Genomic DNA, 26701 nt, shown 5'->3' with positions numbered 1-26701 from the left:
ATCTGAGGAGAATCGTGGCCGAGACCACTGCCGAGCAGCCGCTCGAAGAGCTTGACATCGACAGCTACACCACCGAGTCCGAGGTCCCCGTCGAGGGTGAGTACACCTCGGAGTCGATGGCTTCCCGCTTCGGCGAGCCCCAGCCGGCCGCCGGCCTGGGCCGTCGCAAGAACGCCATCGCCCGCGTCCGGATCGTCCCGGGCACCGGCAAGTGGAAGATCAACGGTCGCACCCTCGAGGACTACTTCCCGAACAAGGTGCACCAGCAGGAAGTCAACGAGCCCTTCAAGGTGCTCGAGCTCGACGACCGCTACGACGTCGTCGCCCGCATCTCCGGTGGCGGCGTCTCCGGCCAGGCCGGTGCGCTCCGTCTCGGTGTCGCCCGTGCGCTGAACGAGGCGGACGTCGACAACAACCGCGGCCCGCTGAAGAAGGCCGGCTTCCTCAAGCGCGACGACCGTGCGGTCGAGCGCAAGAAGGCCGGTCTGAAGAAGGCCCGCAAGGCTCCGCAGTACAGCAAGCGCTAATCGCGTCGCCTGTCCTTGCGACTGGCTTCGCAACGATCGCCCCGGCGGCACGGACGTGCTGCCGGGGCGGTTCGTTTACACAACCCCTACAGCTCCCGGACAGTCTCAGGGGGTGTACTGGGGGATGTGAGCCGCATTCTCTTCAGCAATTCGGAGGACACCACTGTGGGACGACTCTTCGGCACGGACGGCGTGCGCGGTGTCGCCAACGCGGATCTGACGGCGGAGATGGCCCTCGGCCTCTCCGTGGCCGCGGCACACGTACTGGCCGAGGCGGGCACGTTCGAAGGACACCGGCCGAGGGCCGTGGTCGGGCGTGACCCCCGTGCGTCCGGGGAGTTCCTGGAAGCCGCCGTGGTCGCGGGCCTCGCCAGCGCGGGCGTGGACGTCCTGCGGGTCGGCGTGCTGCCGACGCCCGCCGTGGCGTTCCTCACCGGGGAGCTCGGCGCCGACCTCGGTGTGATGCTCTCCGCGAGCCACAACGCCATGCCCGACAACGGCATCAAGTTCTTCGCCCGCGGTGGGCACAAGCTCGCCGACGAGCTGGAGGACCGGATCGAGTCCGTCTACGAGGAGCACCGCACCGGCGCCCCGTGGGACCGGCCGACCGGCTCCGGCGTGGGCCGCGTGCGCGACTACGAGGAGGGCTTCGACCGGTACGTCGCGCATCTGCTGGGTGCCCTGCCGAACCGGCTCGACGGGCTGAAGGTCGTCCTCGACGAGGCGCACGGCGCCGCCGCCCGGGTCTCCCCGGAGGCGTTCCAGCGGGCCGGTGCCGAGGTCGTCACGATCGGGGCCGAGCCGGACGGGCTCAACATCAACGACGGGTGCGGTTCTACGCACCTGGACAAGATCAAGGCCGCGGTCGTCGAGCACGGAGCCGATCTGGGCATCGCGCACGACGGTGACGCCGACCGGTGCCTCGCCGTCGACCACACCGGTGAAGAGGTCGACGGGGACCAGATCCTCGCCGTGCTCGCGCTGGCGATGCGGGAGCGCTCCGCGCTGCGGGCCGAGACGGTCGTGGCCACCGTGATGTCCAACCTCGGGTTCAAGCTGGCCATGGAGCGCGAGGGCATCCGGCTGGTGCAGACCGCTGTCGGTGACCGGTACGTGCTCGAGGAGATGAAGGAGCACGGGTTCGCCCTCGGGGGCGAGCAGTCCGGGCACGTGATCATCCTCGACCACGCGACGACCGGGGACGGGACGCTGACCGGGCTGCTGCTGGCGGCTCGGGTGGCTCAGAGCGGGCGTACGTTGCGGGAGCTCGCCGCTGTCATGGAGCGGTTGCCGCAGGTGCTGATCAATGTGCCGGATGTCGACAGGACGCGGGTGGGGACGTCTGCGGAGCTTTCGGCGGCCGTTGCGGACGCGGAGCGGGAGCTCGGCGAGACGGGGCGGGTGCTGCTTCGGCCCTCCGGGACCGAGCCGTTGGTTCGGGTGATGGTCGAGGCGGCCGATATCGAGCAGGCTCGGTCGGTTGCGGGGCGGCTGGCCGATGCGGTGAAGTCCGCGCTCGGTTGATGACCGGGCAGGGGGCGGGGGTTCTGTTGTAGGCGGGCTGCGGGTGCTACGTGGCTTGTCGCGCAGTTCCCCGCGCCCCTCAAGGCCGCCTCGACCAGAGCCATTTCTGGGTCAGCAGGGTCGCTGTGCCGGCCACGACGATGCCCAGCAGGTTCAGCAGGAGTTGCTGGGTGGAGCCCCAGGTCTGGCTCGTGTCGCCGTAGCTCAGGGCCACGGCCGCGTTCGCGGCGGCCGGGACCGTGGTGACGGAGATGGCCACCCCCACCAGCGCGCCCGACTTGGCCGAGGTCAGGGAGAGGGTGCCGGCGATGCCGGCCAGGACCGCCACGACGAAGGAGAACCAGTCGGGGGCGTAGATGAAGCCGGTGTTGGGGCGGTCGGCCTCCAGTTGTGCCTCGGTGAACAGGCCGACCGCGTCCATGAACAGGCTGAAGGCGACCGTCGTCGCCATCGCCGCGGCGAAGCCCACCAGGAGCGCGATCAGCGAGCGCAGGGCCAGGCGCGGTCCCCGCTGGACGATCGCGGTGCAGATGCCGGCGAGAGGGCCGAACTCGGGGCCCACCGCCATGGCACCCACGATCAGGATCGCGTTGTCCAGGACCACACCGCAGGCCGCGATCATCGTGGCCAGCGTGAGGAACGCGAGGTATGTGACGGAGAGGGTGGACTCCTCATGCGTCGCCTCGCTCAGGTGCTCCCACAGGACGGCGTCCGCGCCCTCCCCCGGGGCGTCCGCCTCCGCCTTGTCGGCCCGCTCCGACAGGGACAGGTCTATGGACTCGACGGCGATGGAACCGGTGGTGTCGATGCCCAGTTCCCGCAGCCCGGCGACCAGTTCGTCGCCCGCCTCGCGGGCCACGTCGCACATCACCACGTCCCCGGCGGGGTCGCGGGCGGCGCCCGGCAGCACGACCAGGTGCGTGGTGCCGACCGTCTTCTCGATCAGCAGGACCACCTCGTCGGTCCTGTCGGATGGTGTGATCAGGCGCAGATGGAGCATGGCGCCCATCTAACCGGGCTTTTCACCGGGCGTCACAGCTTGCGCAGACTGAGCCGCTGCACCTTGTGGTCCGGGCCCTTGCGCACGACGAGGGCGGCGCGGCCCCGGGTGGGGGCGATGTTCTCGACCAGGTTGGGCCGGTTGATCGTGCGCCACATCGTCCGGGCGTAGTCCAGGGCCTCCTCCTCCGAGACCTGGGTGTACTTGCGGAAGTACGAGGACGGGTCCTGGAAGGCGGTCGCGCGCAGCTTGCGGAAGCGGTTGAGATACCAGGTCTCGATGTCCTCGACGCGGGCGTCGACGTACACGCTGAAGTCGAAGTAGTCGGCGAGACCGACGCGGGTGCGGCCGTCCTTGCCGGGCAGGGCCGGCTGGAGGACGTTCAGGCCCTCGACGATCAGGATGTCGGGGCGGCGGACCGTGAGCCTCCTGTCGGGGACGATGTCGTAGATCAGGTGGGAGTAGACGGGCGCGGTGACCTCGTCCTTGCCGGCCTTGATGTCGGCGACGAAGCGGGTCAGGGCGCGGCGGTCGTAGGACTCCGGGAAACCCTTGCGGGACATCAGGCCGCGGGCCTGGAGCTCCTGGGTGGGGAGGAGGAAGCCGTCGGTGGTGACCAGTTCGACGCGCGGGTGCTCGGGCCAGCGTGAGAGCAGGGCCTGGAGGAGGCGGGCGACCGTCGACTTGCCGACGGCGACCGAGCCGGCCACACCTATGACGAACGGGGTGCCCGACTGGGAGCCCTGTTCGCCCAGGAACGTGTTCAGCGCGCCTCTGAGGCCGTCGGTGGCGCCGACGTAGAGATTGAGGAGGCGCGACAACGGGAGGTAGATGTCGCGCACCTCGTCGAGGTCGATCACGTCGCCGAGACCGCGCAGCTTCTCGACCTCCTCCGCCGTCAGCGGCAGCGGCGTCTTGTCACGCAGCGCGCTCCATTCGGCTCGGGTGAGATCGACGTAGGGAGTCGCCTCCGGGCGGGTCCGGTGGGCGCTCCGGGGCATCGGGGAGACCGGAGAGATCACAGTCCATTGTTACGGGCGTACGAACGGACCGTGAGGTGGGATCCGTCACGCAGGGGGCCACGGCCCTCCCATTCGGGAGAAAAGAAACCAAAGGGAGGAATGTCAGTGGTGTGGGTCACAGTTGTGGGAGAGGTGGGCCCAGGCCGGGGTTCACGAACGCCGAGGGGTGACCCATGACGTATGCGATAGAGGCGGAAGGCCTGGTCAAACGGTTCAGGGAGACCGAGGCCCTGGCCGGTGTCGACCTGGGGGCCCGCAAGGGCACGGTGCTCGGGCTGCTGGGCCCCAATGGCGCGGGGAAGACGACCGCGGTGCGGATCTTCGCCACGCTGCTCCGGCCCGACCGGGGCACGGCCCGCGTGGCCGGCCACGACGTGGTCCGGGAGGCCGGGGTCGTACGGAGCATGGTCGGGCTGACCGGGCAGTACGCGGCGGTCGACGAGAACCTGACCGGCACCGAGAACCTGCTGCTCATCGGCCGGCTGCTGGGGCTGCCGAGGCGGGAGGCGAAGGCGAGGGCGGGTGAGCTGCTGGAGCGGTTCCAGCTGACGCACGCGGCCGGACGGGCCGCGAAGACCTTCTCGGGCGGCATGCGCCGGCGCCTGGACCTCGCGGCCAGCCTGGTCGGCCGGCCCAGCATCCTCTTCCTCGACGAACCGACCACCGGCCTCGACCCGCACAGCCGCGGTGAGCTGTGGGACCTGCTCCGCGGCCTGGTCGCGGACGGTGCGACCGCCCTGCTGACCACGCAGTACCTGAACGAGGCCGATGTCCTGGCCGACGACATCGTGGTGATCGACAAGGGGCGGGTGATCGCCGAAGGCACACCGGACCGGCTGAAGGCCCAGGTCGGCGGGCAGGTGCTGGAGCTCCGGCCGATCCTGGGGCAGGACCTCGCGCGGGCGCACGCGCTGGTGGCCGGGGCCGCCGGTCCCGAGGCCCGGATCGAGGGCGAGATGATCACCGCTCCCGTGAAGGACCCCGAGCTGATGCCGACCGTCGTGCGCGCGCTGGACCGGGAGGGGATCGCGGTGGGCGAGCTGGCGCTGCGCCGCTCCTCGCTCGACGAGGTCTTCCTCTCGCTGACCGGTCACCGTGCCGAGCCGGGCGAACCCGAGGAGGACGGCGACGACGCCGTCCGGGAGGACGAGGAGCTGGAGAGGGCGGTGAGCCGGTCATGACCGCCACCACCATGCCCGCGCCCGTCACCACGTCGGGCCGGGTGCCGGCCCTCGCCGGGCTGCGGCAGACCTTCACGATGGCCTGGCGGAGTCTGGTCGCCGTCAAGCACAACCCGCTCGAACTGGTCGACTACAGCATCACGCCGATCATGTTCGTGTTCCTGTTCACCTACGTGCTGGGCGGGCAGATGGCCGGATCGCCCGACGCGTACCTGAAGTACGCGCTGCCCGGGATCATCGTGCAGAACACCCTGTTCATGACGATGTACACGGCGATGGCGCTCAACACCGACCTCACCAAGGGCGTCTTCGACCGGCTGCGCAGCCTGCCCATCGCCCGCTCCGCCCCGCTCATCGGACGCATCACCGCCGACCTCGCGAAGCACGTGTGGGCGATGCTGCTGATGATCGGCCTCGGACTGGCACTCGGCTTCCGCGTCACCGGCGGGTTCGGAGGGTTCCTGCTCGGCGTGCTGCTGGTGGTGGTGTTCGCGGCGGCCGTGTCGTGGAGCGCGGTACTGATCGGGATGCTGGCCGGCGACGCGGAGAAGGTGCAGGCGTTCGCCTTCACCCTCATCTTCCCGATCACCTTCACCAGCAGCGCGTTCGTCATGGTCGACACCATGCCGGGCTGGCTCCAGGCCTGGAGCGACGTCAATCCGGTGACGCATCTGTCCGACGCGTTCCGCGGGCTGCTGCTCGGCGGGCCGGTGGCGCAGCCGGTGCTGTGGTCGCTGGTGTGGGCGGCGGGGATCGCGCTCGTCTTCTATCCGCTGGCCATGAGGGCGTATCGCGCGAAGGTCTGACAGCCGGGGTCCGGGCTGTTCGTACCACGGTGGGAATTTCCGATTTCGGGCACGCAACGGCCGGTTCGGCGCGGGAATCGACCCTAAGCTGCCGCTCATGTGTGGAATCGTGGGATACGTGGGGCCGCAGTCCGCGCTCGAGGTCGTGATGGCCGGGCTGAAGCGGCTGGAGTACCGGGGGTACGACTCGGCGGGCGTCGCCGTCCTGGCCGACGGCGGGCTGGCGACGGCGAAGAAGGCCGGCAAGCTCCTCAACCTGGAGAAGGAACTGGACGGCAGGCCGCTGCCGACCGGCGCGACGGGCATCGGGCACACCCGTTGGGCCACGCACGGCGGGCCGACGGACACCAACGCCCACCCGCACATCGACAACGCGGGACGGGTCGCGGTGGTGCACAACGGCATCATCGAGAACTTCGCCCTGCTGCGGGCCGAGCTGGCGGAGCGCGGCCACGACTTGGCCTCCGAGACGGACACCGAGGTCGTGGCGCATCTGCTCGCCGAGGAGTTCTCCTCCTGCGCGGATCTCGCCGAGGCGATGCGGCTGGTGTGCCGGCGGCTGGAGGGCGCGTTCACGCTGGTCGCGGTGCACGCCGACGAGCCGGACGTGGTGGTGGGCGCCCGTCGGAACTCGCCCCTGGTGGTCGGCGTCGGTGAGGGCGAGGCCTTCCTCGCCTCGGACGTCGCCGCGTTCATCGCCCACACGCGTGCGGCGATCGAGCTCGGGCAGGACCAGGTGGTGGAGCTGCGCCGGGACGGCGTGACGGTGACGGGCTTCGACGGCCGCCCGGCCGACGTGCGCTCGTACCACGTCGACTGGGACGCGTCGGCCGCCGAGAAGGGCGGCTACGACTACTTCATGCTCAAGGAGATCGCCGAGCAGCCCAAGGCGGTCGCCGACACGCTCCTGGGCCGGATCGACGGTTCCGGTTCGCTGACGCTGGACGAGGTGCGGATCCCTCCGCGGGTGCTGCGGGAGATCGACAAGGTCGTCATCGTCGCGTGCGGTACGGCCTTCCACGCCGGGATGATCGCCAAGTACGCGATCGAGCACTGGACGCGGCTCCCCTGCGAGGTGGAGCTGGCGAGCGAGTTCCGCTACCGGGACCCGATCCTGGACGCGCAGACGCTCGTCATCGCCATCTCCCAGTCCGGCGAGACCATGGACACGCTGATGGCGCTGCGGCACGCCCGCGAGCAGGGCTCCAGGGTGCTGGCGATCTGCAACACCAACGGCTCGACCATTCCGCGCGAGTCGGACGCGGTGCTGTACACGCACGCCGGGCCGGAGGTGGCCGTCGCCTCGACGAAGGCGTTCCTGACGCAGCTCGTGGCGTGCTACCTGGTCGCCCTGTACCTGGGTCAGGTGCGCGGCACCAAGTGGGGCGACGAGATCCGGGCGGTGATCCGCGACCTGTCCTCGATCGCCGGTGCGGTGGACCAGGTGCTGGGCACGATGGAACCGGTGCGGGAGCTGGCGCGCACGCTGGCCTCGAAGAAGACGGTGCTGTTCCTCGGGCGGCACGTGGGCTATCCGGTGGCGCTCGAAGGCGCGCTGAAGCTCAAGGAACTCGCCTACATGCACGCGGAGGGGTTCGCGGCCGGTGAGCTCAAACACGGGCCGATCGCGCTGATCGAGGAGGACCTGCCGGTCGTCGTGGTGGTGCCGTCGCCGCGTGGACGGTCGGTGCTGCACGACAAGATCGTGTCCAACATCCAGGAGATCCGGGCGCGGGGGGCGCGGACGATCGTCATCGCGGAGGAGGGCGACGAGGCGGTCGTGCCGTACGCGGATCACCTGATCCGGATTCCCGCCACGCCGACTCTGCTGCAGCCGCTCGTCGCGACGGTGCCGCTTCAGGTGTTCGCGTGTGAGCTGGCGACGGCTCGGGGGAACGAGGTGGATCAGCCTCGCAACTTGGCCAAGTCGGTGACGGTGGAGTGAGGGTGGGGGAGTGAGCGGGCCGCGTTGCCCGGCCGTGTGAGAAGGGGCGAACGGCTGTCTTCCGTTCGCCCCCTCGGTCAGCCGGTCAGGCCGTCAGGTGCTCAGCTCAGATGGGCAGGCAGGTCGCCGGGACCCAGCCTTCCTTGCTGGTGCTGTTGGGGCCGCCGAAGTACCACTTGTTGCTCGTCTTGCCGCAGGCCGTGTAGCTGCCGCCCGTGGCGGGCTTGCGGTCGCCGAAGCAGACGCCGCCCTTCTGGCCCTTGCCCCAGGTGCCGAGAGCCGTGGCGCTCGTCTTGGGCGAGCTGCGGAGGTTGACGGTCGCCTTGGGCTTCACGTTGACCAGCGCGCTGCTGCAGTCCGGCTTCGACGCCGCGGCGGCGGTGCCGGCGGTGGCGACGGTGCCGGTGAGGGCCGTGGCGAAGAGGGCCATGGCACTGGCCGCGGTCCCCAGCGACTTGAACTTCATGGTCGGTGTCCTCCCGTTTGGCGCGATGCCGTTTGCTCATCGCGGTCAGCGCGAACTCTATAGCGGCCAGGTGAAGTTGAGGATCATGGGGTCGCTCGGGGGCGCAGCGGGTGCCGTTGCCGCAGGATCCCGCCCGTCACCGTAGGGTGCTGCGCATGAGCATCATCGGGGTCGGCATCGACGTTGCCGAGATCGAGCGGTTCGCGGCTTCACTGGAGCGTACGCCCGCGTTGGCCGCGCGGCTGTTCGTGGAGCGGGAGTTGCTGCTGCCCAGCGGGGAGCGGCGGGGGGTCGCCTCGCTCGCCGCGCGGTTCGCGGCCAAGGAGGCGTTGGCCAAGGCGCTCGGAGCGCCGCCCGGGCTGCTCTGGACGGACGCCGAGGTGTGTGTGGAGGACAGCGGGCAGCCCTGGCTGCGGGTGACCGGGACCGTGGCCGCGCGGGCCGCCGAGCTCGGGGTGCGGTCCTGGCATGTGTCGCTGAGCCATGACGCGGGCGTCGCCTCGGCCGTGGTCATCGCCGAGGGATGAGACGTCGTCACCCGGGTCGATACCCCTAGGACAGGGACCGGATCAGCGTGGCCGTGCCGATGATGCCGAGCGCGCCCGGTGTCGTACCGGCCGCCGTCGGCCCCGGTCGGCCCGTTCCCCTGTGGGCGTAGTGGAGGCCCATCGCCCCGAAGGCCACCCCGAGCACCCCGGCCAGTACCGTCCACGGGATCAGGAACGCCCAGGCGCCCACGGCCGAGAAGGCGCCGAGAACCAGGCGTGGTCCGGGGGAAAAGGACCCCGAAGCCCCCGCCGGGCGTGGAGGCCGGGGACTTCGGAGCAGGGGGTTCCGGTCAGCAGATCGACTGGCTGCTGTTCACCCGTGTGATGTTGCGGAACGTGGTGTTCTCGCCGCACGGGCTCTCCCTGATGGCCGAGTTGGTGACCGTCAGGTTCTGGATGGTGATGTCCTTGTTGTTGGGGAACTCCGAGCGCGCGGCCAGGCGCAGTTCGCCGCCGCCGGTGATCGTGCCGCTCTGGGCCGCGAGATTGACGTTGTAACAGTTCTCGATCAGGACCGAGTTGTTGCCGGTGCCGGACAGCGTCACCTTGTCGATGACGGCCCCGCCGCTCTCCGAGACGCAGAACACGCCGCGTCCGCCGCCGCGGGCGATGACCTCGCCGACCCGGATGTTGGTGGGGTAGCCGCTGCCGACCCGGCCGTTGCGGTTGGCCATGCGGAAGGCGGCGTAGCCGGTGCCCGTGCCCGCGTTCTCCGCGTCGACCTTGGTGACCCGGGCGTTGATGGTCTGGTTGAGCAGCAGGCCGGACTCGCCCACGTTGCGTGCCGTGACCGTGCCGATGGTGAGGCCGTCGACGCCATAGGTCTCGACCGCGTGGCTGGACGCGCCGGAGACGTAGACGTTGTCGATGCGGACGTTGCGCGTCCACTGGCTGGTGTCGCCGTGGTTGTCGATGCGGACGCCCAGGCCGCGCGAGAGGCGCATGTCGATCTGGCCGAGCACCACGTTCTGGACGTTGCGCAGGAAGACGCCGTACAGCGGGGTGCCGGTGAGCTTGAGGTTCTGGACCTCGACGTCGCGGGTGCCGCGCGAGTAGACCGGCGCCTGGTCGCCCGAGCCGCTGCCGGTGACGTTGATCGTGCCGCAGACGTCGAGGACGGTGTAGCTCGGCAGCGAGATGCGGGAGCCCGCAGAGACCGAACCCGAGCCGCGGACCACGACCCGTTCCTTCGAGGTGCGCCCGGAGGTGAGGCTGTTGACGGCCGCCTGGACGGCCGCGCGCATGTCGGTGCCGGTGTGGACGGTGCTGCCGCCGCGCCGGGCGGTCCAGGTGCTGCCGCTCTGCACGGCCTCGGCCTGGTAGGAGCCGTCTCCGCAGGCCAGTGCTCGCGTGGGGGCGGCCGTGGCGGGGGCGGTCAGGGTGCCGGTGGCGGTGAGGAGGGCGGTGGCGCCGGCGGCGGCCAGTAATGCGGCTCTGCGTCCCATGGGGGGCCTCGGTTTCGTCGAACGTGGGGGAGTGTGCAAGCGCTTTCTGCGCGGCCGGGAGTCTGGCAAAGGGACGGCAGAGCGTCAATGGAAGCGACACGGTTCGCCGATGCGGGAGATGCGTGTGAGGGGGAGTGGCCCGGCGGTCGTACGGGAAACTCGACCGCATGCGTACTGCGTACAGCGTGGAGACGGTCCGGAACGCCGAACGGGAGCTGATGGCGCGGCTGCCGGAGGGGGCGCTGATGCAACGCGCCGCCGCCGGGCTCGCCGCGGCCTGCGCCGACCTGCTGGGGCGGGTGTACGGGAGCAGGGTCGTGCTGCTGGTCGGCAGCGGCGACAACGGGGGCGACGCCCTGTACGCCGGGGCCCGGCTGGCCCGGCGGGGGGCCGGGGTCACGGCGGTGCTGCTCGCGCCGGATCGGGCGCACGCGGCGGGGCTCGCGGCGCTGCGGCGGGCCGGGGGGCGGGTCGTGGGGACCGGTGAGGGTGAGGCGCTGGTCGAGGGCGCGGACCTCGTCGTCGACGGGATCGTCGGGATCGGGGGGAAGGGCGGGCTGCGGCCGGACGCCGTGCCGTTGGCCGCTGCCGCCGGCCGGTCGCGGGGGGCCGTGGTCGCCGTCGATCTGCCGAGCGGCGTCGATGCCGACACCGGGGAGGTGCACGGGGTTGCCGTGCGGGCCGACCTGACCGTGACCTTCGGGACGCACAAGCCGGGGCTCCTGATCGATCCGGCGCGGGAGTACGCCGGGTCGGTGCGGCTGGTCGGCATCGGGCTGGAGCTGCCGGCCGAGGCGGAGCTGGAGGCGTTGCAGCACGTGGACGCGGCTCGGTTGCTGCCGGTGCCGCGGGCGGAGAGCGACAAGTACCGGCGGGGCGTGGTCGGCATCGCCGCCGGGTCGGCGCGCTATCCGGGGGCCGCTGTGCTGGCCGTCGCGGGCGCCCTGCGGGGTGGGGCCGGGGCGGTTCGGTACGTCGGGCCGGCCGGGGACGCGGTCGTCGCGCGGTTTCCCGAGACGCTCGTGTCGGATCAGGGGCCGAAGCATGCCGGCCGGGTGCAGGCGTGGGTCGTCGGGCCGGGGGCCGGGGACGACGCGGCGACGGTGGCGGAGGTGCTGGGGGCCGAGGTGCCGGTGCTGATCGACGCGGACGGGCTGCGGCTGGCGGATGCGGAGGTCGTGCGGGGGCGGCGGGCACCGACGCTGATGACACCGCACGCGGGGGAGGCGGCGGCGCTGCTGGGGGTGGATCGGGGGGAGGTCGAGGGGGGCCGGTTGGCCGCGGTGCGGGAGCTGGCACGGCGGTACGGGGCGACCGTGCTGCTGAAGGGGTCCACGACCTTGGTGGCCGACTCGGGGGGCGGGGCGGTGCGGGTGAATCCGACGGGCACGGGGTGGCTGGCCACGGCCGGGAGCGGGGACGTGCTGTCGGGGCTGGCCGGGTCGTTGCTGGCGGCAGGGCTGTCCGCGGTGGATGCGGGGAGTGTGGGGGCGTACGTGCACGGGCTGGCCGGGCGGCTGGCGGCGGAGGGGGCGCCGGTCGGGGCGCATGATGTGGCCGCGGCGGTTCCGGAGGCCTGGCGGAACGTTCTGGACTGAGGGCCGGGTGCCGGGCCGGGGTGAGGACTGGGTGAAAGTGCGGGTCGGTGGGGTTGCGTGGGGGCGGGACGGCCTCGTCCCCCCTCGACGAGCGCCCGGACGGGCTGACGCGTGGCTGAACGGTGTCATCGAGTGCGCCGCTCGTGGCTCCGGGTCACCCCGGCCGCTCGTGGTGACCCTGCTGCCCGAGGGCGTCGCCGGGCCCGCGCGGCCCCGGTCGCTCAACAGGCCCGACCAGGCTCTGCCACCCCGTGGAGTACCCGCCGTCCCGCGACGAGGACGCCGTCGAGCCGTGGGGTGCGGTGGCCGGGACGTACGCGCGCGTCGAGTGCGTGCCGTCGGAGGAGGCGGTGGCGCAGGTGAGCCGCACCGCGAAGGACGGGGCCGTATCAGCGGCAGGCACGGGCCGACGCCGCACAACACGCCCACGCCGTGACGGCCGGGGACGTAGCCGACCTGCCGCTGCGGCCCTCTGAGACACTGGGCGCGATGAGCGAGAGAACAGCCCCGACCGCGCCCCTGCGGGCCCGTGCCGAGATCGATCTGGCCGCCCTGCGGGCCAATGTGCGGGCCCTGCGTGCCCATGCGCCGGGCGCGGCCGTGATGACCGTGGTGAAGTCCGAGGCGTACGGCCACGGGGCTGTGCCGTGCGCCCGCGCGGCCGTCGCCGCGGGGGCGAGCTGGCTGGGCACGGCCACGCCCGAGGAGGCCCTCGCCCTGCGGGCCGCCGGGCTGCCGGGCCGCATCCTGTGCTGGCTGTGGACGCCGGGCGGGCCCTGGCGCGAGGCGATCGAGGCCGAGCTGGACGTGTCCGTCAGCGGGATGTGGGCCCTGAAGGAGGCCGTCGAGGCGGCCAGGGGAGCCGACCGGCCCGCTCGTGTGCAGCTCAAGGCCGACACCGGGCTGGGGCGCAACGGCTGCCCGCCCGGGGACGACTGGGCCGCGCTGGTCCGCGAGGCGCTGCGGGCCGAGGCCGAGGGGCTGCTGCGCGTCACGGGCCTGTGGTCGCACTTCGCCTGCGCCGACGAGCCCGGGCATCCCTCCATCGCCGCCCAGCTCGGCGTGTTCCGCGAGATGGTCGCGTACGCCGAGGCGCAGGGCGTACGGCCCGAGGTCCGGCACATCGCCAACTCGCCGGCCACCCTCACGCTCCCCGAGAGCCACTTCGACCTGGTCCGCACCGGCATCGCCACCTACGGCATCTCGCCCAGCCCCGAGCTCGGCACCCCGGCCGACTTCGGGCTGCGCCCCGTCATGACGCTGTCCGCCTCGCTGGCCCTGGTCAAGCAGGTCCCGGGCGGGCACGGCGTCAGCTACGGCCACCGGTACGTGACCCTCGGGGACACCACTCTCGGCCTGGTTCCGCTGGGCTACGCGGACGGCATCCCGCGGCACGCCTCCTCGGCCGGGCCGGTCCTGGTCGAGGGCAAGTGGCGCACGGTCGCCGGGCGGGTCGCCATGGACCAGTTCGTGGTGGATCTGGGCGGCGACGAGCCCGCGGCGGGGGCCGAGGCGCTCCTCTTCGGCCCGGGGGACCGCGGCGAACCCACCGCGGAGGACTGGGCCCAGGCGGCCGGAACCATCGCCTACGAGATCGTGACCCGGATCGGAACGCGTGTTCCTCGCGTCTATGTGAATGAGGAACAGGACGGGTAACTCGCACAGGTAACCCGTCACGCGAGGAACAACAGGCACCCTGACAACAGCAGCATCATCCGGCCCAGTGATTCACCCGATCCGGTGAGTCCTCCGATCAGCAGCCCGGCGAAGAGGAGCGGTACGTGAGCGAGAGCAGTGCGGAGGTCGTCGCGGACGTCGCCTCCGCGGCCGTCGCGGCCTCCGCCGCGGGGGCGGCGGGAAGCTGGCGCCGGGCGACCGGTCTCGCCGGCGTGGCGATAGGCGTGGTGGCCGCGGGCGCGGCCGCCGGTGTCGCCCTGGAGCGGATGACGGTCGGCCGCGGCATGCGGCAGAAGGCCCGGCTCGCCCTGGACTCCGCGGGACCCTACGGCTCGCTGCGCGGCATGCCCGGCAAGGCGTTCGCGGACGACGGCACGGAGCTGTACTACGAGGTCGACGACGTCGATTCGGAGGCCGCCCCGGCGGCCATCGGCCCGCGCCGCCGCAGGCTCTTCGGCCGCAAGTCCCCCGCCCCCGTCACGGTCGTCTTCAGCCACGGCTACTGCCTCAGCCAGGACTCCTGGCACTTCCAGCGGGCGGCCCTGCGGGGCGTCGTACGGACCGTGCACTGGGACCAGCGCAGCCACGGCCGGTCCGGGCGGGGCGTGGCCCAGACGCGGGACGACGAGCCGGTCACCATCGAGCAGCTGGGCCGGGACCTGAAGGCCGTCATAGACGCGGCCGCCCCCGAGGGGCCGCTCGTGCTCGTGGGGCACTCCATGGGCGGCATGACGGTGATGGCGCTGGCCGACCAGTACCCGGAGCTGGTCCGCGAGCGGGTCGTCGGGGTCGCCTTCGTGGGGACGTCGTCGGGGCGGCTCGGCGAGGTCAACTACGGCCTGCCCGTCGCCGGCGTCAACGCGGTGCGGCGGGTGCTGCCCGGGGTGCTGAAGGTCCTGGGGCAGCGGGCCGAGCTGGTGGAGAAGGGGCGCCGGGCCACGGCCGACCTGTTCGCCGGGATCATCAAGCGGTACTCGTTCGCGTCCCGGGACGTCGACCCGGCCGTCGCCCGGTTCGCCGAGCGGATGATCGAGAGCACGCCGATCGACGTGGTCGCCGAGTACTACCCGGCGTTCAACGACCACGACAAGACCGAGGCGCTCGTCCACTTCGCCGACCTGCCGGTGCTCGTCCTGGCCGGAGTGCAGGACCTGGTCACGCCGAGTGAGCACAGTGAGGCGATCGCCGATCTGCTGCCGGAAGCCGAGCTGGTGCTGGTGCCGGACGCGGGGCACCTGGTGATGCTGGAACACCCGGAAGTGGTCACCGACCGCCTCGCCGACCTGCTCACCCGCACGGGTGCCGTGCCGGCAGGGGCTACCGTGAAGGGCTATGGAAGCACCAGCACCGCACAGCCCGGCTGAGCCCGGATCCGTCCAGATCGTCGTCACGTCCCCCGAGCAGATGCGGGAGCTGGGCCGCCGGCTCGCGAAACTGCTCCGCGCGGGTGACCTGGTGATGCTCAGCGGGGAGCTCGGCGCGGGCAAGACGACGCTGACCCGCGGCCTGGGCGAGGGGCTCGGCGTGCGCGGAGCCGTCACCTCGCCGACGTTCGTGATCGCCCGGGTGCACCCCGCGCTGGGCGCCGGGCCGCCGCTCGTCCATGTCGACGCCTACCGGCTCTCCGGAGGTCTCGACGAGATGGAGGACCTCGACCTCGACGTCTCGCTGCCCGAGTCCGTGGTCGTCGTGGAGTGGGGCGAGGGCAAGGTCGAGGAGCTGACCGAGGACCGGCTCCAGGTCGTGATCCACCGGGCGGTGGGCGACACGACCGACGAGGTCCGTCAGATGACCGTCACCGGTGTGGGGGAACGCTGGGCCTCGGCGGACCTGAGCGTGCTCGCCGCGTGAGCCTTGGTGTGCGGGCATTCGATGGACGTTCCGACAAGACGTCGGCAAGATGTTGCGTTCGGCGTCTTGTGCGTGGTCACATGGTATCCAGTCCGTAGTTAGGTGTACCTAACTTCGTTTGCCCCGGCCCTTCGGGAGGCGTCCATGTCGACTACAGAGAGCAAGGGGCAGCCGCAGCGGTTCGCGGTCGCCGGGGTGTCCATGCGTGACCTGCTGGCGGCCGGTGAGGCGGCGGCGCTGATCTCCACGCCCCCGCGCGCCCCCGACCCGGAGCTCTCCGAGCGGGCCCCCGCACACCGCGAGGCGGCCTAGAGAGCCGTCGTTCGCATGCGGCCTCAGCGGACGACCACGACCCTGCGGCCGATGGTCGCGAACGTCCACATCGCGTCGCCGTCCACGCGGGACTCGCGGATGCCGCCCGTGCGGACCTTCGGGTCGGGGGCCGGGGCGGTCGGGCCGCCCACGGCCGCGCTGAAGCCGATGACCACGCCGTCCACGGTGGCGAAGCGCACCACGTGCTCGACGGGGACGCCGTCGGAGCCGGTGACCGCGTTCGAGCGGGACGTTACCGAGTAGCTGCCCGGGGCCGGGTCCACCGCGCTCGGCTCGACCTTGAACGTACGGCTGATCGCCTCGTCGGCGGCGACCAGCCACACCCGGTCGCGGCGCAGTGAGTACACGACCCGGGCGCCCTTGCCGGAGCCGTCGGGCAGCGCGGCGGGGTCCTTCCTGACCGGGGGCGCCTTCGACGTGCCGGCCGCCGGTGCGGCGCCGGGCTGCGCCGCCCTGCCCAGTCCGGCCGGCACGGTCCGGGCCGCCTCGTGGGCGAGGTAGCCGACCGTCGCGAGGGCCGCGGCGGTGAGCCCGGCCACGATTCCCGAGCTGCTAGCTGCCACCGGCGTCCACCTCACGTCGTACGTCCCTGTCGTGACGGTAGGTGACGGTAGCAGCACGTGACGACCCGACAGGCGCGACCGTGCCGGGCCCCGGAGAGCCGTAGGCTGTTTGCGTGCTCTTGCTCGCTCTGGATACCGCCACGCCCGCTGTCACCGTCGCGCTGCACGACGGACGCGATGTCATCGCCTCGTCGAGTCAGGTGGACGCGCGGCGGCACGGGGAACTGCTGCTGCCGGCGATCGACCGGGTGCTCGCCGAGGCCGGTCTGCGGCTCGACGCCGTCACCGGGGTCGTCGCCGGGATCGGTCCGGGACCGTACACCGGGCTGCGCGTCGGCCTGATGACCGCGGAAACCTTCGGGCTCGCGCTCGGTGTCCCCGTGCACGGCGTGTGCACGCTGGACGGCCTCGCCTACGCCTCCGACCTGGAGGGACCGTTCGTCGTCGCGACCGACGCCCGCCGCAAGGAGGTGTACTGGGCCCGCTACGGCGACTCCCGCACCCGGGTCACCGACCCGGCCGTCGACCGGCCCGCCGACATCGCCGACCAGGTCAACGGCCTGCCCGCGGTCGGCGCGGGCGCGCTGCTGTACCCCGACACCTTCCCCAAGGCGCACGAGCCGGAGCACGTGTCCGCCGCCGCCCTCGCCCGGCTGGCCGCCGAGAGGCTGGCGGCCGGCGAGGAACTCCCCGCGCCCCGGCCGCTGTACCTGCGCCGCCCCGACGCCCAGGTCCCCAAGAACTACAAGGTGGTCACCCCCAAGTGACCGAACCCGTGACGTGCGCGCTGCGCGAGATGCGCTGGTGGGACATCGACGCCGTGCTGGAACTGGAGCGGGACCTGTTCCCCGAGGACGCCTGGTCCCGGGGCATGTTCTGGTCCGAACTCGCCCATGCCCGGGGGCCCGAGGCCAACCGCCGGTACGTGGTCGCCGAGGCCGGCTCCCGGATCGTCGGGTACGCCGGTCTGGTCGCCACCGGTGAGCAGGCCGACGTCCAGACCATCGCCGTCTCCCGCGAGCTGTGGGGCACCGGCCTCGGCGGACGGCTGCTGGCCGAACTGCTGAGGGCGGCCACCACCTTCGAGTGCGCCGAGGTGCTGCTGGAGTGCCGGGTCGACAACGTCCGCGCACAGAAGCTGTACGAGCGCTTCGGCTTCGAGCCCATCGGTTTCCGGCGCGGCTACTACCAGCCGGGAAACGTGGACGCCCTGGTGATGCGCCTGACCGCCCCCGAGAACTCCGTACAAGGAACTGAGATCAATGGCTGACGAACCGCTCGTACTGGGAATCGAGACCTCCTGCGACGAGACCGGCGTCGGCATCGTCCGGGGCACCACCCTGCTGGCCGACGCCGTCGCCTCCAGCGTCGACGAGCACGCCCGCTTCGGCGGCGTCGTCCCGGAGGTGGCGAGCCGCGCCCACCTGGAGGCGATGGTCCCCACCATCGACCGCGCCCTGAAGGAGGCGGGCGTCAGCGCCCGCGACCTCGACGGCATCGCCGTCACCGCCGGGCCCGGTCTCGCCGGTGCCCTGCTGGTCGGCGTCTCCGCGGCGAAGGCCTACGCGTACGCACTCGGCAAGCCCCTCTACGGCGTCAACCACCTCGCCTCGCACATCTGCGTGGACCAGCTGGAGCACGGAGCGCTGCCCGAGCCGACCATGGCCCTGCTGGTCTCCGGCGGCCACTCCTCGCTGCTGCTGTCCTCGGACATCACCTCCGACGTCCGCCCGATGGGCGCCACCATCGACGACGCGGCCGGCGAGGCCTTCGACAAGATCGCCCGCGTGCTGAACCTCGGCTTCCCGGGCGGCCCGGTCATCGACCGGTACGCGAAGGAGGGCGACCCGGACGCGATCGCCTTCCCCCGCGGTCTGACCGGCCCGCGCGACCCGGCCTACGACTTCTCCTTCTCGGGGCTGAAGACCGCCGTGGCGCGCTGGATCGAGGCCAAGCGGGCGGCGGGGGAGGAGGTCCCGGTGCGGGACGTGGCGGCCTCCTTCCAGGAGGCGGTCGTGGACGTGCTGACCCGCAAGGCCGTGCGGGCCTGCAAGGACGAGGGCGTCGACCACCTGATGATCGGCGGTGGCGTGGCCGCCAACTCCCGGCTGCGCGTCCTCGCCCAGGAGCGCTGCGAGGCCGCCGGGATCCGGCTGCGCGTGCCGCGGCCCAAGCTGTGCACGGACAACGGCGCGATGGTCGCCGCCCTCGGCGCCGAGATGGTCGCCCGGGGCCGGGCGGCCTCGTCCTGGGACCTGTCGGCCGACTCGTCCCTGCCGGTGACGGAACCGCACGTCCCGGGCAACCACGACCATGTGCACGAGGTCAGCAAGGAGAACCTCTACTCGTGACGGTCGCGTTGATGTGGGAGGCCCGGGCGTCCGACGGGCGGGGCGAGGAGCTGCTGGCCTGGGCGCGCGCCCAGGAGCTTCCCCGTGAGCCCCTGCGCCGGGAGACCTTCCGGGCACCCCAGGACCGGGTCCTCGTCATCACCTGGTGGGACGCCCCCTACGACGCCGAGCTGCCCGAACTGCCGGAGCCGGACGGGGACCTGGTCACGCGGGCTGTGCACCGGTGGCGGTTCGAGTCGGTGGGCGACGGCTGACCGAAAGCTCCCAGGGCCTGCTCTCGACCCGTCCCCGCCACAACAGCACGCCGTGCCTGCGCTCCCAGCGGGCGGCGATCGCGGCCTGGCCCAGCCAGTCGAGAGCCGACCACAGGGGCAGTACGGCTGCCCATGGTTCCCACACGGACAAGGGCACCGTGAACAGCAGGTACAGCACGAAGAGCCGCGGGCTGAACGGCTGGTCGCGCAGGAAGCGTTCGGCGTGCAGGGCCGGGCCGGTGTCCGCGACGGGGATCGCCTTCTCGTAGTCCCGTACCTCGCCGACCCACTCGAGCCTGGTCGCCTTGAGGAGCGTCCACAGCAGCAGGAAGGCGAGCACGCCGGCGATGTACATGCCGAGCCGGCCGGGTTCGGACGGCGCGGAGAAGCCGTGGAGCAGGCCCGCGGTCGTCAGGGCGACGGCCGTGGCGGCCAGGACCGACACGGCGGCCCGCAGCTCGTGGTGCACCAGCCTGTCCATCGCGACCCCCCGGTAGCGCCTCGCACGGAGGGTCACCCCACCCCCGACACCTCCGTCTCGCACCGCAGCCGCCGGTCGGCTCCCGCCTCGCGGACCGGACCCGTGAGTGTGAGGTGCGCCGTGTGGCGTACGTCCGTGCTGGACGCCGCCAACCGTAGTTCCAGGGCGCCCGGTTCGACCACCCTGCGCCCCGAACGGTCGGTGAACGCCGAAAGGTCCGTGTGGAAACGGAAGGTCACCCGGGCCGCCTCGCCCGGGGCCAGCTCCACCCGCTGGTAGCCGATCAGCCGGACGTCGGGGCGGGTCACCGAGGCCACCGGGTCGTGCAGGTACAGCTGCACGACCTCGGCACCCTCGCGCTCGCCCGTGTTCCGGACGGTCACCGACACCTCGTAGGAGTCGTCCGTGCCGAGCTCGGCCGGTTCGGTCGCGGAGCAGTCCTCCCAGGCGAACGACGTGTACGAGCGGCCGTGGCCGAAGGCGTACAGCGGGGTCGGGTCGAGGTTGCTGACCTCGCCCGCGAGGCCCAGGGGCGGCTGGAGGTAGGTCCAGGGCTGCCCGCCAGGGACCTGCGGGACGCTCACGGGGAGGCGGCCCGTGGGGTTCACGCGGCCCGACAGGACGCCCGCGACCGCGGGGCCGCCCTCCTCACCCGGGAAGAACGCCTGGACGACCGCGCCGAGGCGGCCGTGCCAGCGGCCCAGGGCGTAGGGGCGGCCGGTCAGCAGCACCAGCACCACGGGGACGCCGGTGGCGACCAGCGCGTCCAGCAGCTCGCCCTGGGCGCCCGGCAGGCCGAGGTCCGTGGCGTCGCAGCCCTCGCCCGAGGTGCCGCGGCCGAACAGGCCCGCCCGGTCGCCGAGGACCGCCACGCACACGTCCGCCTCGGCGGTGCGGGCGATCGCCTCCTCGAAGCCCGTGGTGTCCGGGTCCGTCACGTCGCAGCCCTGCGCGAAGGTCACCTTGGCGTCGGGGAGTTCGGTGCGCAGGGCGTCCAGGACGGTCGGGATGTCGATGCCGGCCGGCACCTCGGGGTGGTGGGTGAGGACGTGGGACGGGAAGGAGTAGCAGCCCAGCATGGCCAGGGCGTCGGCCGCCCGGGGCCCGACCACCGCGATGCGGGTGCCGGGGGCCAGCGGGAGCAGGCCGTCGGGGTTGTCGAGCAGGACCACCGATTCCTCGGCCATACGGCGGGCCAGGACGCGGTTGCCCGTCGAGTCGAGGTCGATCCCGGTGGCCGGCTCGGGGGTCCAGTCCTCGTCCAGCAGGCCCAGTTCGCACTTCTGGAGCAGGACGTGGCGGGCCGCGCGGTCCACGAGCTCCTCGGGGACCTCGCCCGAGCGGACCGCCTCCAGCAGCGGCCGGCCGTAGCACCTGACGGTGGGGAGTTCGACGTCGATGCCGGCGGTGAGGGCCGCGTGGGCCGCTTCGGCGGGGGTACCGGCGACGCGGTGGAGGGTCTGGAGGAAGCCGATGCCGAAGTAGTCGGCGACGACCGTGCCGGTGAAGCCCCATTCCTCGCGCAGGAGACGGGTCAGCAGCCCGGGGTCCGCGGAGGCCGGGACGCCGTCCGTCTCGGTGTAGGCGGCCATCACCGAACGGGCGCCGCCCTCGCGCAGGGCCATCTCGAAGGGCGGGAGGGTGACGTCGGCGAACTCGCGGACGCCGGCCCGCACCGGGGCGAGGTTGCGGGCGCCGGCCGAGGCGGCGTACCCGGCGAAGTGCTTGAGCGTGGCGATGACACCGGCCGACTCCAGGCCGCGCACATACGCGGTGCCGACCGTGCCGACCAGGTACGGGTCCTCGCCGATCGTCTCCTCCACGCGGCCCCAGCGTGGATCGCGGACGACGTCCAGCACGGGCGCGAGACCCTGGTGGACGCCGGCCGAGCGCAGGTCGTCGCCGATGCGGCGGGCCATCTCCTCGACCAGCGGCGGATCCCAGGTCGCGCCCCAGGCGAGCGGGACCGGATAGGCCGTGGCCTGCCAGGCGGTGAAGCCGGCCAGGCATTCCTCGTGCGCGATCGCCGGGATGCCGAAGCGGCCGGCCTCGGCGATACGGCGCTGGGCGCGGGCCAGGGCCTGCGCACCGAGCGCCGGGTCCACGGGTGCGGTGCCGAAGGAGCGGGTGAGCTGGCCCAGGCCGTGGGTGATCAGCTCGGCCCATTCCTCGTCGGAGGGCTCCGCGGTCATGTCGTGCTGGTGCGGAGCGACTCCGTCGCCGTCCGTCGCGGCACCCACCCACACGCCGTACAACTGGGCGGTCTTCTCCTCCAGGGTCATCCGCGCAAGCAGGTCGTCGACGCGGGCGGCGGCGGGCAGCGCGGGGTCACGCCAGGGCGCGGTGGTCATGAAGCTCCTGTCGGATGGACGGGACGGCCCTCTCACGAGCGCGTGGAAGCTCCTGCCGATCGGTTCCCGCGCCCGCTTCTACGAATGTTTCGATATGCACGTCGAATGTTCCGGGAACCTATGGCGCCATGAGGACTTCGTCAAGGGGGCCCGGAGGGTTACGATCGCCGCCATGACATCCCCGGAGCCCGTTGAAAGCCGGACGCAGACCCGGACGCAGGGGCGCACCGCGCAGACCGCGACGCTCGCCGAGATCGCCCGTGAGGCGGGTGTGTCGGCACCGACTGTTTCGAAGGTCCTCAACGGCCGGGCCGACGTCGCCCCGGCCACCCGGTCCCGCGTCGAGGACCTGCTGCGCGCCCACGGCTACCGGCGCCGCCGTGCCGAGGCGACCCGCTCGCCCCTGATCGACCTGGTCTTCCACGAGCTGGAGAGCGCCTGGGCGATGGAGGTCATCCGGGGCGTGGAGAACGTGGCCCGGGACGCCGGGCTCAGTGTCGTGCTGTCCGAGAGCGCGGGGCGGCTCACCCCCGGGCGGACCTGGGCCGACCAGGTGGCCGCGCGCCGGCCGCACGGCGTGATCCTCGTCCTGTCCGGGCTCGACGAGTCGCAGCGGGCCCTGCTGACCAGCCGCTCCATCCCGTTCGTGGTGATGGACCCGGCCGGCGACCCGGGCGCCGACGTGCCGTCGATCGGCGCGACCAACTGGCAGGGCGGTCTCGCGGCCACCCGGCATCTGGTCGAGCTGGGGCACCGCAGGATCGGTGCGATCAGCGGGCCCTCGCAGATGATGTGCAGCCGGGCCCGGATCGACGGCTACCGGGCCGCGCTGGAGACGGCCGGGCTGCCCGTGGATCCCGCACTGATCGCGACCGGCGACTTCCACCACGAGGCCGGCTACCGGAGAGGCCTGGAGCTGCTGCGCCGCCCGGACCGGCCGACCGCCGTCTTCGCCGGGAACGACCTCCAGGCGCTCGGGCTGTACGAGGCCGCGCGTGAACTGGGGCTGCGCATCCCCGAGGACCTGAGCGTGGTCGGGTTCGACGATCTGCCGGTGGCGCCCTGGGTCGGGCCGCCGCTGACGACCGTACGGCAGCCGCTGACGGAGATGGCCGAGGCGGCGGCCAAGCTGGTCCTCGACCTCGGGCGGGACGAGGGGACTCCGGCGGCGACCCGCGTGGAACTGGCGACGAGCCTGGTGGTGCGCAGCAGCACGGCGGGACCTGCGGGGATGTAGGTGCTGTATTGACGGGTGTTCCGGACGCCTCCACACTGCGCCGAAGCCAGTCGGTTGCACCACCGAAACTTTCGGAGGCACCCGCCATGAGGTCCCCGAGATCGGGCTTACCCGACAAGCGCGGGGTTCCCATCGACGGGGTCGGGCTCCAGGCCCATCTCGTCGTCGGCTGCCCTCGACGCTGCGGCAGAACATCCAGCGCTTCGCCGACCTGGGCGTCGACGTGGCGATCACCGAGCTGGACATCCGGATGCAACTGCCGGCGACCCAGGCGAAGCTGACCCGGCAGGCCGCCGACTACACGGCCGTCGTGAACGCCTGTGCCGCGGTGGCGCGTTGCACCGGCGTCACTGTCCGGGGCTTCACCGACTGCTCGGGCGCTTCGCTGTCGGCCTGGAAGGCGAACTGGACGTTCGGCGCCGGGCAGCGGATCACCCAGGCCTGGAACGCGAACTGCACGCAGTCGGGCGCGACGGCCAGTTGCGCGAACGCCCCCTGCAACGGCTCCGTACCGGACGGCGGTTCGCTGACGTTCGGGTTCAACGGCTCGTGGAGCGGAGCAATCCGGTGCCGGTGGTGACCCTGGGGTGAGCCCGGGCCCCGAAATCTGAGAATTTCCGAAGAAAGCGCGTCCTGAACTCCCTGCCCGTAATAATTCGGACTTATGTTCCTGCTCGTGACGGGACACGACGGGGACGAGGGCAAAGAAGCGGGCCGGCGGTCGAGAGCGCTGAAGATCGCCGGCCTCACCCTGGCAGGGACACTGGTCCTGGGCGCCGGAGCGGCGGGCTGGGCCTACTGGCATCTCAACGACAACATCAACAGCGTCGACATCGACAACGCGCTGGGCGACGACCGGCCGCCGAAGCCGGTGACGACACCGGCATCCTCGGCCCCGGCCCCGCCGAGCGAGCCCCTCACCATCCTGGTCCTCGGCTCGGACTCGCGCAGCGGCGCGGAGAACCGCAGGCTCGGCGGCGGGGACAGCTCCGGCGCCCGTTCCGACACGGCGATGGTCGTCCATCTCGACGCCGGGCGGACCGGTGCGACGGTGGTGAGCATCCCGCGCGACACCCTGGTCACCCGCCCGTCCTGCCCGCGCCCGTCCGGTGGCTCCACGGCGGTCGCCCACCACTCCATGTTCAACAGCGCGTACGAGGTGGGCGGTCCGGTGTGCGCGGTGAAGACGGTCGAGTCGCTCACCGGCATCCGTATGGACCACTACCTCGAGATCGACTTCTCCGGCTTCGCCAAGCTCGTGGACGCGCTCGGCGGCGTCACCGTCACGACGGACGAGGACATCGCCGACGAGGACAGCCATCTGCGGCTGAAGGCGGGCACCCACCACCTGGACGGCACCCAGGCCCTCGCCCTGGCCCGCACGCGGCACGGCATAGGCGACGGCAGCGACCTCGGCCGCATAGGCCTCCAGCAGAAGCTGGTGAAGGCGCTGCTGGAGCAGATCGCCTCCCAGGACCTGCTGACCGACCCGGCCAAGCTCTACCGCGTCGCGGACGCGGTGACCGCGGGCCTCACCACCGACACGGGCCTGGACTCCCTCGCCGAACTGACCCGGCTCGGACAGAGCCTGAAGGGCCTCTCGGCGAGCGGGGTGCGGACGGTGATGATGCCCGTCGTGCGGGCGCCGTCGGACCCCAACCGGGTGGTGGCCGAGGAACCGGAGGCGGGGAAGCTGTGGAAGTCCCTGCGCTGACCTGCAACAACACGCCTCGGAAAAAATCTTCGAAGAAATCCGGCGAGCGTGTCGATCCGGCGATTGCCCGATCGACGCACGGGTGAGAGCGGGGAGGAGTCCCGCTCCGCAGAGCCCGAGGAGTCACCATGCCGCGCTTTCTCACCCTGATCCGCGTCGACGAGAAGAACGCCCCCGCCGAAGGACCGAGCCCGGAGCTCATGGAGCGGATGGGCAAGCTGCTGGAGGAGATCACCAAGGCCGGGGTCATGCTCGACACGGCCGGGCTCACGCCGACCTCGGACGGCAGCCGGGTGACCTGGGAGGGCGGGCAGCTGTCCGTCACCGACGGGCCGTTCACCGAGTCCAAGGAGGTCATCGGCGGCTACTCGATCAGCCAGTGCAAGGACAAGGCCGAGGCGATCGAGTGGACCAAGCGGTTCCTGTCCCTGCACGAGGACTACTGGACGATCACCGCCGAGGTCCGGCAGATCGCCGAGGACTGACCGGTCCGGCTTGGCCGGGCGGCGCCACGGGTGTCTGATGGTGGGCTGTGACCCCGCAGCCCACTCCGGCCTCGCAGCCCGCCCCGGCGCCCCGGCCCGACCGGACCGACGAGGCCATCGAGACCGTCTTCCGCATGGAGTCGCCCCGGATCATCGCCGGTGTCACCCGCATCGTCCGGGACGTCGGCATCGCCGAGGAACTCGCGCAGGACGCGCTGGTCGCCGCGCTGGAGCAGTGGCCGCGGGACGGCGTGCCCGACAACCCGGGCGCCTGGCTCATGACCACCGCCCGCCACCGTGCCGTCGACCTGGTCCGCCGCCGCGAGAACTACGCCCGCAAGCTGGCGGAGATCGGCCGGACCCTGCCGGACGCGGCCCCGCCGGAGGAGCCCGCCGACCCCGAGGACATCGACGACGACCTGCTCCGCCTGGTCTTCACGGCCTGCCACCCGGTCCTGTCCACCGAGGCCCGCACCGCCCTCACCCTGCGCCTCCTCGGAGGCCTGACCACGGCCGAGATCGCCCGCGCCTTCCTGGTCCCCGAGCCGACGGTCGCGCAGCGCATCGTCCGCGCCAAACGCACCCTCGCGACGAAGGACATCGCCTTCGAGGTGCCCCACGGCCCCGACCGCGAGGCCCGCCTCGGCTCGGTCCTCGACGTCATCTACCTGATCTTCAACGAGGGGTACGCCGCCACGGCCGGTGACGACTGGCTCCGCCCGTCGCTGTGCGAGGACGCCCTGCGCCTGGCCCGCGTGCTCTCGGCCCTGATGCCGAAGGAACCCGAGGTGCACGGCCTGACCGCGCTCCTGGAGCTGCAGGCCTCCCGTACGGCGGCCCGCACCGGCCCCTCCGGCGAACCGGTCCTCCTCGAGGACCAGAACCGCTCCCGCTGGAACCGCATGCTCATCGCCCGCGGCATCGCGGCGCTGGGCCGGGCCGGGGCCACCTCCTGCGGCGCCCCGGGCCCGTACACCCTCCAGGCGGCCATCGCCGCCTGCCATGCGCACGCGTACACGTACGAGGAGACCGACTGGTCCCGCATCGCCACCCTCTACGGCCTCCTGGCCGCCCGCTCCCCGTCCCCGGTCGTGGAGCTGAACCGCGCGGTGGCCGTCTCGATGTCCGAGGGCCCGGGCCCGGCCCTCGCCCTCGTCGACGCCCTGGCCGGCGACCCCGTGCTGCGGGACTACCACCTGCTGCCCAGCGTCCGCGGCGACCTCCTCGCCCGCCTCGGCCGTACGGCTCAGGCCCGGGCCGAGTTCGAACGGGCGGCGGCCCTGACCCGGAACGAGCGGGAACGGGAGCTGCTGCTGCGCCGCGCCGCGGAACAGCCGTAGCG

28 protein-coding genes and 1 pseudogene are annotated in these 26701 nt (G+C 72.3%); 20 read left to right on the top strand and 9 right to left on the bottom strand.

Annotated features, from left to right (window positions below):
- The first annotated feature begins 14 nt into the window (after positions 1–14).
- Both rpsI and glmM read left to right on the top strand, forming a co-directional pair.
- The gene (rpsI, locus tag ACIRDU_RS17175; RefSeq protein WP_030854572.1) at positions 15–527 is read left to right on the top strand and encodes a 30S ribosomal protein S9; all 513 of its coding nucleotides are present in this window, start codon (positions 15–17) and stop codon (positions 525–527) included.
- Between the two features lie 165 nt (positions 528–692).
- The gene (glmM, locus tag ACIRDU_RS17170; RefSeq protein WP_403579985.1) at positions 693–2051 is read left to right on the top strand and encodes a phosphoglucosamine mutase; all 1359 of its coding nucleotides are present in this window, start codon (positions 693–695) and stop codon (positions 2049–2051) included.
- A gap of 79 nt (positions 2052–2130) precedes the next feature.
- On the opposite strand, the gene ACIRDU_RS17165 is transcribed toward glmM, so the two are convergent.
- Positions 2131–3051 (bottom strand): DUF389 domain-containing protein, encoded by a 921-nt coding sequence (locus ACIRDU_RS17165; RefSeq protein ID WP_403579982.1) that lies wholly within the window; start codon positions 3049–3051, stop codon positions 2131–2133.
- 32 nt (positions 3052–3083) lie between these two features.
- Positions 3084–4052, bottom strand: coding sequence for a type I pantothenate kinase (gene coaA / locus ACIRDU_RS17160; protein WP_403579980.1), 969 nt, complete (start codon positions 4050–4052; stop codon positions 3084–3086).
- A gap of 194 nt (positions 4053–4246) precedes the next feature.
- Here coaA and ACIRDU_RS17155 point away from each other — a divergent pair, with 194 nt between their 5' ends.
- From ACIRDU_RS17155 to glmS, 3 genes are all read left to right on the top strand, one after another.
- Positions 4247–5254: an ATP-binding cassette domain-containing protein gene (locus ACIRDU_RS17155; RefSeq protein ID WP_403579977.1), complete on the top strand. Its 1008-nt coding sequence runs from the start codon at positions 4247–4249 to the stop codon at positions 5252–5254.
- Complete coding sequence (locus ACIRDU_RS17150) at positions 5251–6060, top strand: ABC transporter permease (RefSeq protein WP_403579974.1); 810 nt, start codon at positions 5251–5253, stop codon at positions 6058–6060. The genes ACIRDU_RS17155 and ACIRDU_RS17150 overlap by 4 nt, the downstream gene beginning before the upstream one ends.
- 97 nt (positions 6061–6157) lie before the next feature.
- Positions 6158–8005, top strand: coding sequence for a glutamine--fructose-6-phosphate transaminase (isomerizing) (glmS, locus tag ACIRDU_RS17145; protein ID WP_403579971.1), 1848 nt, complete (start codon positions 6158–6160; stop codon positions 8003–8005).
- A gap of 106 nt (positions 8006–8111) precedes the next feature.
- On the opposite strand, the gene ACIRDU_RS17140 is transcribed toward glmS, so the two are convergent.
- Complete coding sequence (locus tag ACIRDU_RS17140; RefSeq protein ID WP_403579968.1) at positions 8112–8471, bottom strand: hypothetical protein; 360 nt, start codon at positions 8469–8471, stop codon at positions 8112–8114.
- Positions 8472–8626: 155 nt separating this feature from the next.
- Here ACIRDU_RS17140 and ACIRDU_RS17135 point away from each other — a divergent pair, with 155 nt between their 5' ends.
- Positions 8627–8998 (top strand): holo-ACP synthase, encoded by a 372-nt coding sequence (locus ACIRDU_RS17135; protein ID WP_403579966.1) that lies wholly within the window; start codon positions 8627–8629, stop codon positions 8996–8998.
- Between the two features lie 25 nt (positions 8999–9023).
- On the opposite strand, the gene ACIRDU_RS17130 is transcribed toward ACIRDU_RS17135, so the two are convergent.
- Both ACIRDU_RS17130 and ACIRDU_RS17125 read right to left on the bottom strand, forming a co-directional pair.
- On the bottom strand, positions 9024–9209 hold the full coding sequence (locus ACIRDU_RS17130; RefSeq protein ID WP_403579963.1) for a hypothetical protein: 186 nt from the start codon (positions 9207–9209) through the stop codon (positions 9024–9026).
- A gap of 100 nt (positions 9210–9309) precedes the next feature.
- Positions 9310–10464 (bottom strand): hypothetical protein, encoded by a 1155-nt coding sequence (locus tag ACIRDU_RS17125; protein ID WP_403579961.1) that lies wholly within the window; start codon positions 10462–10464, stop codon positions 9310–9312.
- Between the two features lie 167 nt (positions 10465–10631).
- On the opposite strand from ACIRDU_RS17125, the gene ACIRDU_RS17120 reads away from it, so the two are divergent.
- A complete protein-coding gene (locus ACIRDU_RS17120; RefSeq protein ID WP_403579958.1) occupies positions 10632–12062 on the top strand; it encodes an NAD(P)H-hydrate dehydratase in 1431 nt (476 codons plus the stop codon).
- A 154-nt stretch (positions 12063–12216) separates the two neighbouring features.
- Here the strand turns inward: ACIRDU_RS17120 and ACIRDU_RS17115 are convergent, their stop codons facing one another.
- A complete protein-coding gene (locus ACIRDU_RS17115) occupies positions 12217–12465 on the bottom strand; it encodes a hypothetical protein (protein ID WP_403579955.1) in 249 nt (82 codons plus the stop codon).
- 86 nt (positions 12466–12551) lie between these two features.
- On the opposite strand from ACIRDU_RS17115, the gene alr reads away from it, so the two are divergent.
- The 4 genes from alr (at position 12552) to ACIRDU_RS17095 (ending at position 15902) form a co-directional block, all read left to right on the top strand.
- Entirely contained in the window at positions 12552–13718 is a 1167-nt protein-coding gene (alr, locus tag ACIRDU_RS17110; protein ID WP_403579952.1) for an alanine racemase, read from the top strand.
- Positions 13719–13843: 125 nt separating this feature from the next.
- Entirely contained in the window at positions 13844–15103 is a 1260-nt protein-coding gene (locus ACIRDU_RS17105) for an alpha/beta fold hydrolase (RefSeq protein WP_403579950.1), read from the top strand.
- Positions 15072–15590 (top strand): tRNA (adenosine(37)-N6)-threonylcarbamoyltransferase complex ATPase subunit type 1 TsaE, encoded by a 519-nt coding sequence (gene tsaE / locus ACIRDU_RS17100; RefSeq protein ID WP_403579947.1) that lies wholly within the window; start codon positions 15072–15074, stop codon positions 15588–15590. Before ACIRDU_RS17105 ends, tsaE begins: the two co-directional genes overlap by 32 nt.
- A gap of 144 nt (positions 15591–15734) precedes the next feature.
- Complete coding sequence (locus tag ACIRDU_RS17095; RefSeq protein WP_403579945.1) at positions 15735–15902, top strand: hypothetical protein; 168 nt, start codon at positions 15735–15737, stop codon at positions 15900–15902.
- Between the two features lie 23 nt (positions 15903–15925).
- Here the strand turns inward: ACIRDU_RS17095 and ACIRDU_RS17090 are convergent, their stop codons facing one another.
- Positions 15926–16486 carry a hypothetical protein gene (locus ACIRDU_RS17090; protein ID WP_403579942.1) on the bottom strand — a complete coding sequence of 187 codons (561 nt, stop codon included), beginning with the start codon at positions 16484–16486 and terminating at the stop codon, positions 15926–15928.
- Between the two features lie 113 nt (positions 16487–16599).
- Here ACIRDU_RS17090 and tsaB point away from each other — a divergent pair, with 113 nt between their 5' ends.
- Genes tsaB through ACIRDU_RS17070 form a run of 4 tightly spaced genes read left to right on the top strand, consistent with a single transcriptional unit; the run spans position 16600 to position 19091 of the window.
- Positions 16600–17253 (top strand): tRNA (adenosine(37)-N6)-threonylcarbamoyltransferase complex dimerization subunit type 1 TsaB, encoded by a 654-nt coding sequence (tsaB, locus tag ACIRDU_RS17085; protein WP_403579940.1) that lies wholly within the window; start codon positions 16600–16602, stop codon positions 17251–17253.
- Positions 17250–17756: a ribosomal protein S18-alanine N-acetyltransferase gene (gene rimI, locus ACIRDU_RS17080; RefSeq protein WP_229856459.1), complete on the top strand. Its 507-nt coding sequence runs from the start codon at positions 17250–17252 to the stop codon at positions 17754–17756. Before tsaB ends, rimI begins: the two co-directional genes overlap by 4 nt.
- The gene (tsaD, locus tag ACIRDU_RS17075) at positions 17749–18837 is read left to right on the top strand and encodes a tRNA (adenosine(37)-N6)-threonylcarbamoyltransferase complex transferase subunit TsaD (protein WP_403579937.1); all 1089 of its coding nucleotides are present in this window, start codon (positions 17749–17751) and stop codon (positions 18835–18837) included. The genes rimI and tsaD overlap by 8 nt, the downstream gene beginning before the upstream one ends.
- Complete coding sequence (locus ACIRDU_RS17070) at positions 18834–19091, top strand: hypothetical protein (RefSeq protein WP_403579934.1); 258 nt, start codon at positions 18834–18836, stop codon at positions 19089–19091. The genes tsaD and ACIRDU_RS17070 overlap by 4 nt, the downstream gene beginning before the upstream one ends.
- On the opposite strand, the gene ACIRDU_RS17065 is transcribed toward ACIRDU_RS17070, so the two are convergent.
- Positions 19042–19572: a hypothetical protein gene (locus ACIRDU_RS17065; RefSeq protein ID WP_403579931.1), complete on the bottom strand. Its 531-nt coding sequence runs from the start codon at positions 19570–19572 to the stop codon at positions 19042–19044. The two genes, ACIRDU_RS17070 and ACIRDU_RS17065, sit on opposite strands and share 50 nt — an antisense overlap.
- Before the next feature lie 32 nt (positions 19573–19604).
- Complete coding sequence (locus ACIRDU_RS17060; RefSeq protein WP_403579928.1) at positions 19605–21923, bottom strand: glycoside hydrolase family 3 N-terminal domain-containing protein; 2319 nt, start codon at positions 21921–21923, stop codon at positions 19605–19607.
- Positions 21924–22095: 172 nt separating this feature from the next.
- Between ACIRDU_RS17060 and ACIRDU_RS17055 the strand changes: the two genes are divergently transcribed.
- The 5 genes and pseudogenes from ACIRDU_RS17055 to ACIRDU_RS17035 all read left to right on the top strand — a co-directional run bounded on the left by ACIRDU_RS17055 (position 22096) and on the right by ACIRDU_RS17035 (position 26699).
- The gene (locus ACIRDU_RS17055; RefSeq protein WP_403579925.1) at positions 22096–23160 is read left to right on the top strand and encodes a LacI family DNA-binding transcriptional regulator; all 1065 of its coding nucleotides are present in this window, start codon (positions 22096–22098) and stop codon (positions 23158–23160) included.
- 119 nt (positions 23161–23279) lie between these two features.
- A pseudogene (locus ACIRDU_RS17050) lies at positions 23280–23751 on the top strand (endo-1,4-beta-xylanase); the annotation flags it as partial.
- Between the two features lie 73 nt (positions 23752–23824).
- Positions 23825–24874 (top strand): LCP family protein, encoded by a 1050-nt coding sequence (locus ACIRDU_RS17045; RefSeq protein WP_403579922.1) that lies wholly within the window; start codon positions 23825–23827, stop codon positions 24872–24874.
- A gap of 128 nt (positions 24875–25002) precedes the next feature.
- A complete protein-coding gene (locus ACIRDU_RS17040) occupies positions 25003–25359 on the top strand; it encodes a YciI family protein (RefSeq protein ID WP_161369460.1) in 357 nt (118 codons plus the stop codon).
- Positions 25360–25406: 47 nt separating this feature from the next.
- Positions 25407–26699 carry an RNA polymerase sigma factor gene (locus ACIRDU_RS17035; protein WP_403579920.1) on the top strand — a complete coding sequence of 431 codons (1293 nt, stop codon included), beginning with the start codon at positions 25407–25409 and terminating at the stop codon, positions 26697–26699.
- Positions 26700–26701 lie beyond the last annotated feature (2 nt).

Origin of the sequence: Streptomyces sp. NPDC093598 (assembly GCF_044764825.1) — a bacterium.
In the GTDB taxonomy this organism is placed as follows: domain Bacteria; phylum Actinomycetota; class Actinomycetes; order Streptomycetales; family Streptomycetaceae; genus Streptomyces.
The sequence above is the reverse complement of the archived record's forward strand: the minus strand, read 5'-3'. Positions and strand labels throughout refer to the sequence as shown.

Bases quoted from the DNA above. Each gene is read 5' to 3' on its own strand.
- ACIRDU_RS17165 (WP_403579982.1), bottom strand. From the start codon at position 3,051: ATGCTCCATCTGCGCCTGATCACACCATCCGACAGGACCGACGAGGTG.
- ACIRDU_RS17125 (WP_403579961.1), bottom strand. From the start codon at position 10,464: ATGGGACGCAGAGCCGCATTACTGGCCGCCGCCGGCGCCACCGCCCTC.
- glmS (WP_403579971.1), top strand. From the start codon at position 6,158: ATGTGTGGAATCGTGGGATACGTGGGGCCGCAGTCCGCGCTCGAGGTC.
- ACIRDU_RS17040 (WP_161369460.1), top strand. From the start codon at position 25,003: ATGCCGCGCTTTCTCACCCTGATCCGCGTCGACGAGAAGAACGCCCCC.
- ACIRDU_RS17120 (WP_403579958.1), top strand. From the start codon at position 10,632: ATGCGTACTGCGTACAGCGTGGAGACGGTCCGGAACGCCGAACGGGAG.
- ACIRDU_RS17065 (WP_403579931.1), bottom strand. From the start codon at position 19,572: ATGGACAGGCTGGTGCACCACGAGCTGCGGGCCGCCGTGTCGGTCCTG.
- coaA (WP_403579980.1), bottom strand. From the start codon at position 4,052: ATGCCCCGGAGCGCCCACCGGACCCGCCCGGAGGCGACTCCCTACGTC.
- ACIRDU_RS17135 (WP_403579966.1), top strand. From the start codon at position 8,627: ATGAGCATCATCGGGGTCGGCATCGACGTTGCCGAGATCGAGCGGTTC.
- ACIRDU_RS17095 (WP_403579945.1), top strand. From the start codon at position 15,735: ATGTCGACTACAGAGAGCAAGGGGCAGCCGCAGCGGTTCGCGGTCGCC.
- ACIRDU_RS17045 (WP_403579922.1), top strand. From the start codon at position 23,825: ATGTTCCTGCTCGTGACGGGACACGACGGGGACGAGGGCAAAGAAGCG.
- ACIRDU_RS17150 (WP_403579974.1), top strand. From the start codon at position 5,251: ATGACCGCCACCACCATGCCCGCGCCCGTCACCACGTCGGGCCGGGTG.
- tsaD (WP_403579937.1), top strand. From the start codon at position 17,749: ATGGCTGACGAACCGCTCGTACTGGGAATCGAGACCTCCTGCGACGAG.
- ACIRDU_RS17060 (WP_403579928.1), bottom strand. From the start codon at position 21,923: ATGACCACCGCGCCCTGGCGTGACCCCGCGCTGCCCGCCGCCGCCCGC.
- tsaE (WP_403579947.1), top strand. From the start codon at position 15,072: ATGGAAGCACCAGCACCGCACAGCCCGGCTGAGCCCGGATCCGTCCAG.
- ACIRDU_RS17155 (WP_403579977.1), top strand. From the start codon at position 4,247: ATGACGTATGCGATAGAGGCGGAAGGCCTGGTCAAACGGTTCAGGGAG.
- ACIRDU_RS17055 (WP_403579925.1), top strand. From the start codon at position 22,096: ATGACATCCCCGGAGCCCGTTGAAAGCCGGACGCAGACCCGGACGCAG.
- ACIRDU_RS17140 (WP_403579968.1), bottom strand. From the start codon at position 8,471: ATGAAGTTCAAGTCGCTGGGGACCGCGGCCAGTGCCATGGCCCTCTTC.
- alr (WP_403579952.1), top strand. From the start codon at position 12,552: ATGAGCGAGAGAACAGCCCCGACCGCGCCCCTGCGGGCCCGTGCCGAG.